This window comes from Achromobacter xylosoxidans, from assembly GCF_014490035.1.
GTDB lineage: Bacteria > Pseudomonadota > Gammaproteobacteria > Burkholderiales > Burkholderiaceae_B > Achromobacter > Achromobacter bronchisepticus_A.
The window spans coordinates 5410804-5426966 of the sequence record NZ_CP061008.1 but is presented as its reverse complement, the minus strand read 5'-3'; the positions used below and the strand labels follow the sequence as shown (position 1 = coordinate 5426966).

The 16163-nt window shown below is 59.3% G+C and carries 14 protein-coding genes; 3 read left to right on the top strand and 11 right to left on the bottom strand.

The annotated features are described in order from the left end of the window. Window positions 1-253: 253 nt before the first annotated feature. The 3 genes from IAG39_RS25165 to IAG39_RS25155 all read right to left on the bottom strand — a co-directional run bounded on the left by IAG39_RS25165 (window position 254) and on the right by IAG39_RS25155 (window position 2859). The gene (locus tag IAG39_RS25165) at window positions 254-1321 is read right to left on the bottom strand and encodes a beta family protein (RefSeq protein ID WP_240633208.1); all 1068 of its coding nucleotides are present in this window, start codon (window positions 1319-1321) and stop codon (window positions 254-256) included. 70 nt (window positions 1322-1391) lie between these two features. Next, window positions 1392-2600, bottom strand: coding sequence for an ImmA/IrrE family metallo-endopeptidase (locus IAG39_RS25160; protein WP_118931749.1), 1209 nt, complete (start codon window positions 2598-2600; stop codon window positions 1392-1394). Beyond that, window positions 2590-2859 carry a type II toxin-antitoxin system HigB family toxin gene (locus tag IAG39_RS25155; protein ID WP_118931750.1) on the bottom strand — a complete coding sequence of 90 codons (270 nt, stop codon included), beginning with the start codon at window positions 2857-2859 and terminating at the stop codon, window positions 2590-2592. The genes IAG39_RS25160 and IAG39_RS25155 overlap by 11 nt, the downstream gene beginning before the upstream one ends. 937 nt (window positions 2860-3796) lie before the next feature. On the opposite strand from IAG39_RS25155, the gene IAG39_RS25150 reads away from it, so the two are divergent. Then, window positions 3797-5683, top strand: coding sequence for a reverse transcriptase domain-containing protein (locus IAG39_RS25150; RefSeq protein WP_118931751.1), 1887 nt, complete (start codon window positions 3797-3799; stop codon window positions 5681-5683). 316 nt (window positions 5684-5999) lie between these two features. Here the strand turns inward: IAG39_RS25150 and IAG39_RS25145 are convergent, their stop codons facing one another. The 4 genes from IAG39_RS25145 to IAG39_RS25125 form a co-directional block, all read right to left on the bottom strand. Next, window positions 6000-6926: a site-specific integrase gene (locus IAG39_RS25145; RefSeq protein ID WP_223283222.1), complete on the bottom strand. Its 927-nt coding sequence runs from the start codon at window positions 6924-6926 to the stop codon at window positions 6000-6002. Between the two features lie 112 nt (window positions 6927-7038). After that, a complete protein-coding gene (locus IAG39_RS31735) occupies window positions 7039-7725 on the bottom strand; it encodes a hypothetical protein (RefSeq protein WP_316253115.1) in 687 nt (228 codons plus the stop codon). Between the two features lie 103 nt (window positions 7726-7828). Continuing rightward, a complete protein-coding gene (locus IAG39_RS25130) occupies window positions 7829-8191 on the bottom strand; it encodes a hypothetical protein (RefSeq protein WP_118931754.1) in 363 nt (120 codons plus the stop codon). 40 nt (window positions 8192-8231) lie between these two features. After that, window positions 8232-8711, bottom strand: a complete 480-nt coding sequence (locus IAG39_RS25125; protein WP_124260343.1) for a hypothetical protein — start codon at window positions 8709-8711, stop codon at window positions 8232-8234. 111 nt (window positions 8712-8822) lie between these two features. On the opposite strand from IAG39_RS25125, the gene IAG39_RS25120 reads away from it, so the two are divergent. Next, on the top strand, window positions 8823-9050 hold the full coding sequence (locus IAG39_RS25120; protein WP_118931755.1) for a helix-turn-helix domain-containing protein: 228 nt from the start codon (window positions 8823-8825) through the stop codon (window positions 9048-9050). Window positions 9051-9052: 2 nt separating this feature from the next. Here IAG39_RS25120 and IAG39_RS25115 read toward each other — a convergent pair whose 3' ends face one another. Continuing rightward, window positions 9053-9562, bottom strand: a complete 510-nt coding sequence (locus tag IAG39_RS25115; protein WP_118931756.1) for a hypothetical protein — start codon at window positions 9560-9562, stop codon at window positions 9053-9055. 797 nt (window positions 9563-10359) lie between these two features. On the opposite strand from IAG39_RS25115, the gene IAG39_RS25110 reads away from it, so the two are divergent. Then, a complete protein-coding gene (locus IAG39_RS25110; protein WP_223283223.1) occupies window positions 10360-11259 on the top strand; it encodes a LysR family transcriptional regulator in 900 nt (299 codons plus the stop codon). 16 nt (window positions 11260-11275) lie between these two features. On the opposite strand, the gene IAG39_RS25105 is transcribed toward IAG39_RS25110, so the two are convergent. The 3 genes from IAG39_RS25105 to IAG39_RS25095 all read right to left on the bottom strand — a co-directional run bounded on the left by IAG39_RS25105 (window position 11276) and on the right by IAG39_RS25095 (window position 16068). After that, window positions 11276-13360 (bottom strand): acetate--CoA ligase family protein, encoded by a 2085-nt coding sequence (locus IAG39_RS25105; RefSeq protein ID WP_118931757.1) that lies wholly within the window; start codon window positions 13358-13360, stop codon window positions 11276-11278. Between the two features lie 8 nt (window positions 13361-13368). Continuing rightward, entirely contained in the window at window positions 13369-14532 is a 1164-nt protein-coding gene (locus tag IAG39_RS25100; RefSeq protein WP_118931758.1) for an acyl-CoA dehydrogenase family protein, read from the bottom strand. Window positions 14533-14637: 105 nt separating this feature from the next. After that, window positions 14638-16068 carry an NAD-dependent succinate-semialdehyde dehydrogenase gene (locus IAG39_RS25095; RefSeq protein WP_118931759.1) on the bottom strand — a complete coding sequence of 477 codons (1431 nt, stop codon included), beginning with the start codon at window positions 16066-16068 and terminating at the stop codon, window positions 14638-14640. Window positions 16069-16163 lie beyond the last annotated feature (95 nt).

Genomic DNA, 16163 nt, shown 5'->3' with positions numbered 1-16163 from the left:
GGACCCGCCGACTGAATGGCGGTCATACCGATTCGTTGGCCGACAGTTCATGGCCGCCAGCAGCCGCTGGAGATGGGCGGCTTCCGACCCATCGCGCACTTTTTCCCCTAAGATAAAGCGGCTGAAGTCCGCTGGATTTGATATCCGCGAACACCGCGTCGCTGGGACCGAAATCGAAAACGCCCCGTTCTCGGGACGTTTCCGGTAGGCAAAGCTTCTCGCGACTTGTGACGCTGAATAAGCGAAACCCGAATTAGGCCATCGTGGCGCTAGGAGCAGGGGCCAGCACGCGCTCAAACTCTCGCACCTCTTCAACGACAAACGCCAGATGGTGGCTGGTGTCGTACGCGATCCATTTTCCATGACCGTTCTTCACGGGTAGGCCGTTGCTGCAGTTGGCAATGACCTGATCGCCCCAGCTGAAGCTCGGCAAAAATTCTTTCGAACTGACGATTTCAGCCGCGACCGCCGGCATCTGCAATGCCCAACCTCCCGCAACCGAATGACCACGCGAGACAAGGAACGCTTTGTCGCAGGTGTACCGAATCTTCGCGTTTGCGTTAGGGTTGCGAATACCATCATTCGAGCCCGGGCCGCGCACACCGTAATCACCAAACACCAACGGAATCCCACCAAATTCTGTGCGCAGCGCCTGCCACAACAGCATCTCCCTGCGGATTACTTTCGCAGTGCTGTCCTTTTTTTTAACTGCCAAGTCAATAGACTTGGGCATCGACGATCCTGCAGTGGCGATGTACCGAAACCCATAAGCGCTGAGCAATTTCAGCACGCGGGTTGCATCGCTGGTGATGTCGATGAGCGGCTTAGTCGTCAAGTCACCAAGGTCAAGCAGCACAGCGCACTCCGCTGGGCTCAGCTGCATATCCTCCAGCATCTCTTGCATGCGGTCGTGGAAGATATCCGGTTCTGCCGCATCCTCCACCGCACTGGCTTCAAGCCGGAAACACACGTAGGGAGCGCCGGCCAGATCGAGGCCGCGCATCGCGAGTTGGTAAAGCGGATCGTCCCACCGGTCGTATCCCACCACCGGCGCCACCTTAACGCCCCTTGCCTTGAGGCCGGCATAGAGGTGAGCCATGACGTGCTCGCCTGTTTCAACCGTGGTGTCTGGCGCCCAGTTGAAGTCGTCGGTGAGCACCACATCACCCTTCCAGGATTTGGCAATGTTCTCAGCGACTTCGTCCAGATAGTCCGACTTTGGCGTAGAACTGTTCTGGTACTTCTTCGCCTTCTGCCGGTTCTCGCTAATGACGGGAACATCGAATAGCGGATGGATGACCGCAGCGTACGCTTCGTCCATGTTCTTGGATGCTTCGTACTCGCTAGTCAGAGACTTGAGAATCGGTAGATAAATCGGAGTCATGTCACACCTAATTCGAAGACGGAAAGAACGAACTAACTTGCTGCTGCGCGACTAGATCAGAGAACGCTGTGTAGTTGCTTGTCTCCTTTCGGAGTCTACCGGCGACAATGGCCGGGTGTATCCGAAGCTCCCTAGCTAATTTCTCGATCGTGTCTCTACTAGGGGAAAGATACGCATCGCTGCGTCGCCACTTGACCCTCGGAATGAATGCTTCGCGAGCTAAGCGGTTCGCCTCCGCTTCTCGCCGATCTTCGGACGACGCATCCAAGTCGTCTAAGAAAGCCTCGTCGTTATTGATGTGTTTCCAGACGTGCGCAACCTCATGGACCAACGTGAACCAGAAGTTGTCCAGTCTGTCATATCGCAAGGTCAACCCGACGATGGGAGTGGAGTCGACGTCCCTCACTGCAGCGCCGTCCAGCTGAGTCCCCTTGAGATGAGGTTCGATCACCACGGCGATGCCGTGCCGCTCCAAGAATTCGACCGCCAACAGTGGGCCTCGCTCCGACCAACTCAGCTGGGCGAGCTCACGCAGGAAGCCTGCATTCAGCTTTTCGGGCTCAAAGGGGCCCAGTCTCGGTTTCTTGGCGCGCGCCTGCTGTATCACGCGAGCTAGCCAGGCGTAGAGCGCATATCTTGTGGTCGGAGAAGCGGCTTCTCCGACTATGCTCCGGCGGAATGCAGCCGCTCCAAACTGAAGCCCGGCGTCCTCGATGAACCCCTTCACCATCTCCTCGACACCAGTCTTTGCTTTCCCGGATAATTCCGACAGCCACCCACGATGGGCCATTTCCTTGAAGGGAAACTTCGACCAATCCACGTCCGCTTTGCCCGACGCGGCGTGATCCTCCGGAACGGATAGCCCAACTAGCGTCTCAGCCGAGATGCCGAGCCCGATAGACAGCGCCCGGATCATCTGGACGGTAAGCGGGCGCTTTCGACCCAGTACCTCGGACACACGGCTGCGAGTCCCAAAATACGGGACGAGATCGGCTTGTTTAAGCCCTTTTTCCTGCATGCGGAAGAGGATGGCATCGACGGGATCGGGTGCCTCAATCGGGAATTTGCTGTGTTCGTATGCCTCAATCAGGACGGTAAGAAGCTCAAGCCGGTCGCTATCGGCGGAACCCACTGCGGGCTGGCGCGCCATAAGTTCCTGAACCTCCCGCAGGTAGCCGAGATACTGCTCTTCGGTGCGGATGACCTTAGCGTCCATAGTGATTGTCAATATTGTTCATTTCAAGGATCAAAGCTATGCCCTGTGCGAAAGCGACCTGGAGCAGCAGCCAGTACCCGCTGGTTCCGATCGGGAAGAGGAAGTCGCCGCCGAGTCTCGTTCGCACGTTCGGAAACTGCTCGATAACATCCTCTGGCCGCCGCCAGTGTGCATGGGCCACTTCCGAGCACCAGGCGCAGAGCCAGCGGTCGACGTCTTGAGGTCCATGTTTCAGCTTGTCCCGGCCAATTAGCTTCATATGCGGTGTTCTCTATTTGGGAACATTTTATCGATAAATACACTGGGGGTCAATTGTTCTTGTTTTGGGAATTCTTGCCTCAGACTTGGCGTTCTCCTTGGGGCGGCAGACGCGACACGATCAGCCCATAACGAAGAGCCAAGGCCCTAAGTGCCCACGGTCAGCTTCACTGCTTCCACCGAGAGATCGCTGCGCGCTGCCATTCGCTCCTGACCGAAAGCAGGGGAGGCCCATCGCCCGGCTTGTCGCTGTCCGAAAGCTCAGTAATGTGGAAGTGCTTTTGATGTAACGGAACAACGTGGCGCCTAAGTTCAATGAACTTTCTGGGAAAAAATTAAGTTCAGTGAACCAGGAACATCATAGTGAATGAACTAAAACCTGCTAAGTCTATGATTTGGTTAGCATCAGGGTTTGGCTTTCAATGAACTTCGACAGCTGTTCTTAGCGGACTGCTTCGGACCCGCAGGAGCCGTTCGAGGATCTGCATTGCCGAAGGCGAGAATCGGAGTGAATTGGTCATCGGTGCGCTGGCTGCTACGTGTTCATCGGTGTCGACCGCCCGGTGTACATGGGGATATCCTGTGGAGTCGATAAGCGCCTGATCCAGCACTTCAGCTTCGAATCCCGCTAAACCTCCAGCCAGGTCTACAGAATGGCCAGAGCGAGGCCCCCCAGTATGAAGCGCGATACGGCCCATGGAGGACGACCAGTGCCACGAGTTCTTCCTGTCGCAGAGGCAATCAGCGGGGTTGATGGCGACCATTGCGTGGCGGGTGCCTGAGACCTTACAATCGACCGCCGCCCCGGGCAGGACTTAATCTCGTCTGCGTTAACGCGGACGTTGCAGCATTGGAACCCCGCTACGCTCAGCCTGTCCGCTATACGGATTGCGCGCAGCAGGTACAGGAGAAAGATACTCGGGGCGGTACCTACTCCTATGACGACGCCTCTCATTACTACAGAAGACGCCGCTGAGGCCGCCAATTGGGCGGAAATACTGGCGCGCACCGACGTCCACCAGTTTGCCAGCGTTGTGTTCGGTCTCGCGTACGAGGAGATCCAGGACATCATCTACCCGACGCCGCCGTACAAGGCCTACCTGTTGGGGAAACGCAGCGGTGGGCAACGGGTCATTCGCGAACCACGCCGTCGCCTGAAGGACCTGCAAGTGAAATTGCTCCCGTATCTAGTGGAGCGCGCCGGCCCCCCCAAGCCGTGCGCTCACGCGTTCACCGCAGGTCGCAGCATCGTCACGAATGCCCGGAAGCACCTTGAGCGCCGACCGCACTTCGTGCTGAACCTCGATCTCGAAGGCTTCTTCCCGGCGATCTCCTTTTATCGGATCCGGGGAGTTCTTAGAAAGGCGCCGTTCAACCTAGCGCACCCAGTTGCTACGATGCTCGCGCACATGTGCACCGTGAACAACGAACTGCCGCAGGGGGCTCCGACCTCGCCCTTTTTGTCGAATCAAGTCTGCCGGTCCCTCGACCGGGACCTCATGGCCTTGGCAAAACGCCACCAGGCCACATACACCCGCTACGCCGACGACATTACTTTCAGCTTTTCGACCCCGAACAAGGCAGCACTGCCGGCGAACATCTGCACGTTCGACAGCGGTGTGGTAACCCTCGGCCAGGAGCTGGTGGGAATCATCGGCCAGCACAACTTCCGAATCAACCCGGCGAAGACTCGCATGTCGACCCGGCAGCGTCGAATGGAGGTCACGGGGATCGTGATCAACCAGTTCACAAATGTGAAACGAGTCTTCATCGACAAGATCCGAGGTGCTCTGCACGCTTGGGACCGACACGGCTACGAGGCCGCCGAAGAAAACTGGCAGGCCCGCGTAGCCAACGGCGCTCAACTCGCCCAGGAGAAGCGCCCGTGGAAACGGCAGACCCGGCTCCGCAAACCGCCTGAGTTGAAGACCGTGCTGTGGGGAAAGCTATTGTTTCTCCGGATGGTCCGGGGCGCCGACGATGCAATCTACACTCGACTCGCCGAAAAATATAACCGTCTCGTCGAGCGTGAAAGCGCTGGGGACACGCCATTCGTTGGCGCCACCCTGCCGGTCGAAGCCATCGTCCGCAACGCAGAGGACGCCGAGCGTGCCGTCTTCGTCGTCCAGTGGCTCGCGGACTACCATCCTCCCGCCCCGGGGATTCAGGAGGCGGTCGGTGGCCAAGGGACCGCATTTGCGTACAAGCGTCACAATCGCCTCATCACCTGCGACCATGTGTTTCGAACGGAGGGTGAATACCGTCGACGCGATGATCCCCAGGCTCCCCGGGTTCCTTTCACGACCGACTTGACGGCGCCGGAGGTCCACGGGCCGATGGTCTCCGTCACCGACCCGGCGACCGGACAGGAATGGACGGTTCGCGTCGTACATCGCGATGCGCATCGTGACCTCGCGATTTTGGAGTTCGACGAGGAGCCACCCGCCCATCGGCACTTCTCAGGCATGGACGCACCCATCACCCGCCATGCCCCCGGAAAGCTAATCGGCTTCCCGAACTGGAACAACGGTCGCCGGGCCAACATCGAACAGGCCGTTGTGACCGCACGGTTCCCGCGCACTGGGCTTCAACGGTTCGAGATCAACCAGTTGATCCGAAAAGGCAACTCGGGTGGGCCGTTCGTCGACGAACTGTTCCGCGTCGGCGGCGTTGTTCAGCAAGGAGCTCAACAGGACGCCGGCAACAATGAGTGCCTATGCGTGGCCGAGCTGGACGCCTGGATCGCGGCATATGAGGCCACGCTATTGCCATCGCCGCCCAGTCCGCTTGCACCCGCCGCCACTCAATCAGACTCAGCTTCATGACGCGAATCGGTTAACCGAAATTTATACGTGATATACCCGCCAACGATTTGCACCTGAGCCTGCTTCGTCAGGGCGGGAGTTCCAAAGCGGACCTCGCGCGCGCTTCCAGCATTGGAAACGTCTTTTTTGGGACGATAAACCGGCGTTTGAGTCTGGATGGTAAAGCACAGCCGAGCTACCGCTAATGGCCGACAGCAGTCGTGAATGCCGGCTAGGGGAGCGGATACGGGAGGTGTCGTGAATGTGGAGCGCAAGCACATGCAGGTGACAATGCAGATTCCGAGCGCGCGAGGAACCCATCGTAAAAAGGCGTCTCCTACAGCAGAGTCGGTATCTTGCGCCGCTCCACCGGCCGAATGTATCGCGCCAAGGTCGCCGTTGAACGATGGCCCGTCTGTTGTTGAATCTGAAAAGGCTGTAAGCCAGCCATCGCGGCTGCGGTCACGTACCCTGCTCGCAGGCTGTGACCGGCTACAAGACTTGCATTGCCACCTCCACGCCTGTATGCCGCTTTGAGAATTAGTGCGACAGATTGACTGGTAAGTGGACGGCTTCCTACGGTGTCGTGGCGAGTCACCCTTCGGAATACGTATCCGGAGTCTATGCCGCTCACTGCGGTCCACTGATCTATGGCAGCGACGGGGCATCTGGCCCCTTTGGCGCGAGGGATAAAGACGGTTCGTCCTACCCCTTCCTGGTCTGTTTTGGAACGCCGTAGCAAAATCTCGATGCCGTCATCTATTACCGTGATGTCTTCATACTGAATGGCGACAAGTTCCGCACGTCGGAACGCTCCCGCGAACCCAATCAGTAGAAGTGCTCGGTCGCGTGCGGCTCTCATCGGCTTCTGCTGGTCGACTAGGGCAAGCATCTCCAATAAATCATCTTTAACGATCGCCCGCACACGACGTTGTGAGATACCCAAGGTTCTACGAATACCTTGCATGGTCTGTCGCACGCTGACATGGACGGCGGGTGACGTCAGGTTTTGATCTTGATGGGCACGATGGATGCCGATTAGTCTTCGCTCTATGGTCGCTACGGCCAAAGTTGCAGCGAGCTTGGCCAGGTATGCGCAAAGTTGTTGTGGCGTCGCCGGTAGCTTTCCACCGTTCGCCAAAAAGTGAGCGAGATCAGCCGTATATGCTTTCTTCGTTGCGACTGATCGGGCTGCATCAATGTAATGCTCTGCCGTCATTGACGCGACAGGAGAGTCAGGAGTGTCTTGAGAGGACTTAGACATGGGGCGTTTCGATGCGCTACCGGCACATCTATTGGGCTTTTTCATGATTGGAGTGAAACCCTCTGGTTGTGCGCGTGAGTGACGGCGGGAAGCCGGACGTTGAAGCGGCTGATCAAGGCGCGTAATCGGCCAAGTTCGGTTGACAAGCAAGGGAAAGTTCGTAAGCGTAGATGAGCACTTCTCCAAGATCGGCGAGCAGCGCGCCGACGCTTGGAATGGTGCGCCTAATTTCGACGGCCTCGCCTGTTTCCTCCATCGGAACACTCGCGAGTAACGCGCCAATCCCCGCGATGCCTTGGAGCAAGCTGCCCAGCGTGAGATCAAGACGGGAGGCCAGCGTCAGCAGCAGTTGGGGGTCTACCGCTGCAACGTCGATATGGCCATCCGCAGCGGCAGGGAACAGGTGCAGCATCGCGAGAAGATCACGCAACGGGGCGTTCCGCGTGACCGACTCTCCGGCGTTCGGGTTCGACTCCATATTCAGTACTCCCCTGGCAGCAGGAGCGTCGTGGAGGACCGATCGGCTTCGGTGATGATCCATAGTCGCTCGCCCCGCTGCTTCATATGTAGATATGAAGCGGTGGCCATGTATCGCCGCAGCCTCGTTGGCTAAGGCATCCTCCGGATGCACGTCACCCCAATCACCAGACCGGTGGCGCAATAGCATCTGGAATGGATTCAGGTTCGCGCGCTGCAATAGACCCAACGCGCCAGGGGTTGCCACGACCTGGCCGAGCGGAATACGTAGGCCCCGGCGTTCTGTGGTCGATGATGAAGTGCAGCATTGAAGTTTTTCCATGAGTCTTCGCTTTTGATAGGCAAGGAATGTTGGACACCGAGAAAGCAAAAGAGCCAAGGTGCATAACCTTGGCTCTTGCAGTGAATGCAGCTGCTCGAAGCAGCTATTTCTGGCTGTATTTGCCCGCCATGGACCCGGCAGCGTTCATGCCGCAGTAGCTATCGCATCCCTTCGTGGTGACTTGGACGGCGCGATTGGAAAAGTTCAAGAGCACTACACACTGATCGGCCGGATCTTCCGAAGACCACGCCGCCCGTGAACCGTCAATCGGACGGGCGAATAGCGGCTCCTCTTCTCCCAAGCTGCAAACGTGGGTGCCGACGTTGGTGTTGAAGGCGAACTCGACGCCCTGTGTGGTTTCTTTGACCGTGAGTACGCCACCCTTCTTGACGTATTTGCCGGTAGCGCCCGCAAGTGCTGCCGGGCTAGATAGTGCTAGAAGTAGAGCCAACGCGTAGGTGTGCATTTCGAATTCCTTAGGATTGAGTACGGGGCTGGCCAGACAGCTAACGGCCCGGCATGACGAATTCTTCTTGGGGACGTCCGAGTAGCCGCCAGCCTTGTTCGGACTGGATCAGCAGCACCGCGCCTCGCAGGACGGTTTGCCGCGTTTGCGGGTTCACTGCGCCCGCCATGCCCGCGACAACATTGCCCATCTCACCCATGCAAGGCTTGTTGCGAGGGTCGTCAACGAATCCGCGAACGCTGGCGTAAGTACTGCGGGCGAAGTCTTCACGGATCGTCAGGGTGGCTTCGTAATCGAGTTGGTACTTGTCGCCCCGCTGGACGCTGTCGATCTTCCTGGCGTTCGAAATGGTCCACAAAGGGCAGCCAGAGAATCGACCTTCAAGGAAGTTCTTGGCTTCCGCATTGCCTGGTGCCGCCGCACCGCAGCCTGTCGTGAGAAGGGCTGCAAATATTCCTGCGAGGGTGAGGGCCGCATTGCGTGCGCGGTGTCTGCTGAAAGTTTGTCGTTTGGTCTGCATATCGAGATTAAGAGTGAAAAATAACACTTTGAGTTTGGTTGCGAAGCTAAATGTACCAAAACCAAACCCAAAGTGTGTGGAGTGAGGGGGAGGGATAAGAAAAACTTCGGCATGTCTAACCCAATGCAAAAGTGTGATGCGCAGGTGTTGTTTGCCGCGAACATGCGCCGCATTCGCAAAGAGAAGCAGCTAACTCAGGAGCAGGTGGCTGAAAGGGCGGGCCTGCATCCGAACTACGTGTCTTCTGTGGAACGCGGCGAACGCAATCTATCGATCGCCAACATCGAACGCATCGCCGCCGCACTCGATGTCACGATGGCGGAGCTGGTCACCCCCTAGCTTTACTTGCCGGCGGCGCTTTTCGTGGCCATGGGATGCACGCCGATGTACCAGGCCGCGCTAAGCGGCTTGAGGTCGGTTCGGACATGCGCGGACGTCTCGATCCAGTATGCAGGGTCAACCATGTAGGCAATGACGGTCTTTGGCGAGTGGCTCGCCGACGCTCGGTGGAACAGCAGGTGACGGCCGATTTCCTTGTCGGGGTCGTAGTCCACCATCAGGATGGCCAGATCCGGGACATCCGCCAGCTTGCTTACCTCTTTGTAGACCGTGGCAACCCAGCCGTAGTGCGCCAGAAGTCCGGCAATCAGGTCTTCGGTGATCCAGTAGGGACCATGCGCGGGATGCTTAAACCGGTTCACTGCGAGCTCGCGGACCTCTGCAAGCGGCTTCCCTGTGATGCTCGCAATGCACGCGAAGGCACAATCGAAGTCGCCGTTCTGCGCGACGCGAGCGAAGGCGGGCTGGAAGCCCTCTGCGGTCGAGGTTACGGTGCTGGGTATGTTGGGCATGACACAATCCTTCGTTTCAGGTGCGCGCAACGAAGCCGCCCAGGGACATCAGGGGCACTCAATGGACGAATGGGGAGAGGCGGAAAGTGCAGATTGCCGTTGAGGCAGTCGTCTTTCTGGCAGCGTTGCGGCGCTGGTTGAGGGGCGCGCCGAGGGCTGAGCCCTGGCGTGCTAAAACCAGCTTAGGGCTGGCTGCCGTGTCGGATCAACAACAAAATAACTTTGGCAGTTGGCAACTAGAGGGCGGTGTTGTCTTGAAGAGGTCGGCCCTGTAGCGAGTCGCTCTGGCAACGAAGAAGCGGCCAGACAGCGAAATTTGAGTATGTTTTTGAGTGGGTTTCGCCGCTAACCGGTAGAATTTACCTATGTGGTTCGAGTTTCGCCGTCGCACCAAGAATTTGTTCCAGGCATACGCCTGGAAAGTAAAAAGCCCGTAAGAATCCATTTCTTACGGGCTTTTTGTCGCTTGCTTCATCCGATCGTGGACAGGCAGCGAGCCAAGAATGTTGCATTTGCACGCTTGCTGGCGGCAGCGCACCTGCGCCGGAAAGTCATGGGGCGGACCTCAAGAGGGGAGACGACGAAAGACTCCGGGCCCCTGTGTATGATTCGTGCTCGCCATGCAAAACAAAACTCACGGAGACAAAATGCGAACCACTCGCAAAGTGCCGGGCGCAACGCGCTCCATGGCCGGTACGGATCGCATGCGCGTCTCTGACCTTTTCACGATAGCTGGGCGGGCCGTCCATTCCATGTGAATCGTCAGTAGTCATTCCATGTCAAAGAAAATTCCCCCCATGAATCCTCTGCGCGCGTTCTATGTCGTCGCGCGCACCAAGAGTCTGACCAAGGCCGCCAAGGAGCTTCACGTCGGCCAGTCGGCGATCAGCAAGCAGCTGGACGTGCTGGAGAAGTATCTGGGGGTAAAGCTGTTCCGGCGCGAACAGCGGGGCATCAGTCTGACGGATATCGGGGAAGAGCTCGGAGAGCGGATCATTCCGGCCTTCGACCAGATCGCGGATGCGACCCATAGCATCATGGAGCAGGGCAACGACAACAAGATACGCGTGCATACCTATACGACGTTTGCCGCGAAGTGGCTGATCCCGCGACTGGAAAGCTTCCAGAAGAAATACCCAGAGTTTTCAGTCCTGATCATCAATCTGGTCAAGGACATTGATTTCGAGCGGGACCGCATTGATTTCAGCATCCAGTTGGGTAGCGGCGGCAACCCCGACACCGAAGCCGATCTATTGTTCGACGACATCATCGAGCCGGTTTGCAGCAGCGCGTTTCTGAGAAAGCATGCTCCGGAAACCGCGTATCCCCAAGCCATCCTGCGCACGCGGCTACTGGTTTCGCACTATCGGCCCAAGGGGGAGTGGAAGATGTGGGCAAAGGCGCACGGGCACTTGGCTGATATTGCCGATACCCACCAGATGAATTTCAGCAGCTCGGTGCTGACCTGGCAGGCCGCCATGGACGGCCTGGGCGTGGCGATCGGTCAGGTGGCGCTCTTGATGGGGGACATCGAAGAAGGGAGCCTGCTGTATCCGTTCAAGCAGCCGGTAAGAACAGGCCTTTCCTTCTACCTGCTGCGACCCAAGGTCCGTCGCGAAGCCCGGAAGATAACTTTGTTCCGGGACTGGATTCTGTCGGAAGCCGCAGCGACCCGGCCCCTGTTGCCGGATTGCTGACAGCGATCCATGCAGGTCACGCGCTTTGCATGACCAGGGCGTCCACGGCCAGGACGCCTTGTCCTTCGGCCAACACCAGCATCGGGTTGACTTCGGCCTCCCGTAGCTTCAGTTCGGGTCGTTGCGCGAGCATGGACAGCTTGGAGATGGCGTGTGCCAGGGCCTCCAGGTCACCCTTTGGTTTGCCGCGCAAACCCGATACGGTTTTCAGGATTCGGATCTCTTCGATCATTTCCCGTGCGCCTTCGACCGATACCGGCGCCAGGCGGATGCTCCTGTCGCGCAGGACCTCAGCCCAGACGCCTCCGGCGGCCAACATGACGATGGGCCCTGCATCGGGGTCGACCCGGTAGCCGATCAATACCTCTGCCATTCCCTGCAACTGAGGTTGAACCAGCACGTGCTCGCACACGAGCTGCGGCGCTTTCTGCCGCAGATTCGTGCGTAACGTTTCGAAGGCCCGGGACAGCTGCGCGGGATCCTGAATGTTGAGCACGACGCCGCCTACTTCTGTCTTGTGGGGAATTTCCGCCGAACAGAGCTTGGCCACCACTGGATACTCGAAAGGCAGCGTCGGGATCTGGCCGTTCAATGGGAAGATTGCGTAGTCGGCATGAGGCACCTGCAAGCGGTCCAGCACGTCATAGGCTTGCGCCTCGCTCAGGGCCTGCGCTTGCGCCAATTGGGGCGATCCGGCCGCGGCGGCGGTAGAGAGTTTCCGTCGGGCAAACACCGAGGAAATGGCGTCAGCGCACGTCTCTGGCGTGCGAAAGCAGGGGATGCCTGCACGCGTCAGCGTGCCCAGAGCTTCGGGGGCGTCGGGTACCAGCATCACGGCTAGAGGCTTGTCCGCGCCGGTGAATTCCAGGATGGGTTTGACGGCCAGTTCAGGCTGCAGCCTTGCGGATGAGCCCACGACCGCGACCACCAGGTCGAATTCCGGCGCTTCCAGCATGATCTGCAGCGCCTTCTTCATGACCTCGTACTTCGTTCCTGCCAAGGTCAGGTCCAGCACGCGGCCGGCGGAGCCGGGAATCTGTGCCTCTTTCAACTTGCGCTGCGTGGCTTCGGACAGCGGCTGCACGGTCACGTTCCGAATGCCCAGTTGATCGACGACCATGGCGGCGCCGCCGCCCGTCGTGGCAACCACGCCCACCCGTTTGGCGCGGGAATCAGGCGCGGGCATTCTTTTTGCCAGCGGCAAAGCCTCGAAGAGGGTTTCCAGCATCTCGACGCGGACCACGCCCAGGTCTTTCAGGAACGCGTCCGCAATGTCGTCCTCGCCCGCCAGGGCGCCAGTGTGCGTGGCGGCCATTTCCGCCGCGGCGTTCGAACGGCCCAATTTATAGGCGATCACGGGTTTGCCCCGGCGGGCGGCCTCGGCGGCGAATGCTCTCAATTTGTCTCCGTGACGCAGGCTTTCAAGAAAGAGCACGTAGCCCGCGATCGTCGGATCGTCGAGTGTCGCCTGGCAAATTTCTCCCACGCACAAATCCGCTTCGCTGCCGACGGACACCAGGCCGGCGAAACCCACGCCGCGCGCCTTGCCTCTTGAAACCAGGGCTCCGATCATGCTGCCGCTGTGCGAGGCGACGAACAGGTTTCCCTTGGGCAGGTCAGGTTCCGCGAACGCGGCGTTCGCGGTCAGGACCAGGCCGTTGTGGGGATTGACGACGCCCAGGCTGCTTGGCCCCAGGATCCTGACGCCCGAGGCTTGCGCAAAGTCGCGAAGTTCCCGTTCGCGCTGGCAGCCTTCTTCTCCGGATTCCGAGAAACCCGTCGCCAGGATGGTCACCTGCTTCACGCCGAGTTCCGCGCATTCCCTGACGGCGGGAAGCACCGTATCGGTGGAGGACAGGATGAAGACATGCTCCGGCACCTCTGGCAAGGCACTGAGACTGGGCCAAGCCTGTTCACCCTGGACCTGATCGCGATTCGGATTGATGGGGTAGATCTTTCCTGCGAACCGCGAGCGCCGCAGGAATTGCAGGGGGCGGCCGCCCGTCTTGCCGGGATCATCCGATACGCCCACCAATGCGATGCTGCGCGGATGCAAAAGTGCCTGGCTGATCAACTGCTCGGAATGCTCGATGATGGACATGCGTACTCTCATTGATGCGAGGCTCTGGGCGCGCGCTGGGAAAACGAGCGGCCAAAAATACCCTCGGCAATTCGGTTCTTCAGTACTTCGATGGACCCGCCCGCGATCATCCAGCCGCGGGTCCGGCGAACGCAATACTCTACCAATGCTTCCTGGCTGAAACCCATTCCACCCATGATCTGCATGGCATCATTGGATGTGTCCCAGCCTGCCATATTGCAGGCGAGTTTCGCCATGGCGGTGCTTTGCGCCGAGGGCAGCCCTTGCTCGCCTTCGAGAGCGGCCTTGTAGAGCAGCAGCTGAGCTTGCTCGAGCTTCATCCACATATCGGCAAACTTCCACTGCAAGCCCTGGAACTCGCACAGCTCGCGGCCGAACTGCTTGCGCAATGTGGCATGGTCTCTGGCCATGTTGAAGGCGTACCTTCCCAGGGCCAGCGCGCGCGAGGCATTGCCCAGCCGTTCCACGTTGAATCCGGAAATCTGCTTCTTGAAGCCGCCCGGACCCAACAGCAGATTTTCCTTCGGCACCCGGCAATGCTCGAAGTAAAGCTGAGACCACTGCTCTCCGTTCATGAAGCTTGAGGGCTTTCCTATCTCGAAACCCGGCGCGCCTCGTTCGATCAGGATGGACCCGATGCCTTCCACGCCAGGGCCGAACCGCACATAGACAAGAAAGAGCTCCGCGTCGGGACTGTGGGTGGAGAAAACCTTGCTGCCATTGACGACGTAGTGGTCTCCGTCGAGCACCGCCGATGTTTTCAAGTCGGTCACCGCGGAGCCGGCGCCCGGCTCCGTCATGCCTAGCGAAATCAGTTTCTTCCCAGACAGCAGGTCAGGGAGAAAGCGGGCCTTCTGTTCCTTGTTGGCATACTCGACGAAGGTGCGGATAGGTCCGAAGTTGCCCGCCTGCACGATATCCGCGCTTTTCGGACACGCCAGCGCCACTTGCTGGATCGCAAGCACGGCGTGCATCAAGGTGCCGCCCTGGCCTCCGTCCTCCTCGGGAAAAACAATGCCCAGCAAACCCTGTTCCGCCAGCAGCGCCGCGGTTTCCCAGGGGTACTGATTGGAGTGGGCCCGTTCCAGCGCTCCAGGAGCCAATTTGTCCTGCGCGAATCGCGCGACGCTATCTGCAAACGCCTGGTACTCTTCCGAAAGGTTGAAATTCATGACGGTCCCAATGGTTTCTATTTAGTGCGGGGATCTTAAGTCGGGGCATGTGCGCGCAGTTTTTCCAATCGCGCCGACAAACATGCCAAAAAAACATATCAGGCGTCAGGCCAACCCGCCTTGACGCACGCACTTCACGCGCAGGAATTCACGCAGTCCTTCCTCGCCGCCTTCAGATCCCAATCCACTGTCCTTGAAGCCGCCAAATGGCGTTTCCGGCAGCGAGGCCTGCAGATCATTGATGCAGACGACGCCACTCTCTATCTCGTTGACCAGCCGGTGCGCCAGTTTCATGTCGTTGGTGAACGCATAGGCGGCCAACCCAAAGGGCAGCGCATTTGCCTCGGCAATGGCCTCGTCGGCGTCCTCCACGGGCATCATCAGGGCCACAGGACCGAAAGGCTCCATGCGGCTGACTTCCGCGCGCCTGTCTCGCAGCGCCAGGACGGTGGGTTGATAGAAATAGCCGCGCCCCTCGATTGCGCAGCCCCCGGCGATCAGCGTGGCGCCGCAGTCGACCGCGTTGCGCACGAGGGCATCGATGGCGGCCAGGCGGCGCTTGTTCTTCAGCGGCCCCATCCTCGACTGGGGATCGAAAGGGTCCTTTACGGCCAAGGCGCGGGTGTGAGCGACGAATCTTTCGCAGAAGTCATCGAAGATGTTCTTGTGCACAAGGAAGCGCGTGGGCGAAGTGCATACCTGGCCAGCGTTGCGGAACTTGGCTGCGACGCCTGCCGCGGCTACCTCGTCGATATCGGCATCGTGCCAGACCACGACGGGGGCGTGGCCGCCCAGCTCCAGCGTTGCTTTCTTCATGTGCAAGGCCGCCTTTGCGCCCAGCAGCTTGCCCACCTCGGTTCCGCCAGTGAAAGTGATCATGGACACCCGCGACGAGGTGCACAGCTGATCAGCAATGGACGCGGGGTCGCCAAACACCATGTTCACGGCGCCTTGCGGCAGGCCCGCGCGTTCGCAGGCCTGCGCAATCAACAAGGCGACGCCGGCTGTTTCCTCGGAGGGCTTGAGCACGATCGTGCAGCCGGCGGCGAGGGCTCCGCTGATCTTGCGAGCGGGGGTGATGGCAGGCGCGTTCCATCCTGCAAACCCTGCCACCACGCCATATGGCTCCAGTTTGACCAGCTGCTGCACGCCTTGCGTCCTGGCCGGAATCAGGCGGCCATACAGGCGCCGCGCTTCCTCCGCGGCCCATTCGAACATTTCCGCGGCGGTGTCGACCTCCTTTCGCGCCTCGGACAGGGGTTTGCCAAGCTCGAGGGTGATCTGGCGAGACAAGTTGTCGCTGTCTCCGCGCATTTCCTGCGCCACTTTGCGCAGCAGTTCAGACCTGAGCGTGGGGCTGGTCCTGCGCCACGTGCCGTAGGCGCGGTGCGCGCCGCCGATCGCCCGTTCGACGTCGTCTGGCGAAGCGGCGCGGTAGCGTCCGAGTTCCTCATCCGTTGCAGGCGACACCAGGACCAGCTCTGCCTGGCCGGTGCCTGCGCGGAACTCGCCGTCTATGTATTGCGAATACTTCATGTCTCAATCTCCGCGTCTCGATATGGTTTTTGGAATTGCCCGCCGCGGCACCGGCAATCTGCGCGAGCAGGCCAGCTGGTTGAACGCGGGGCGGG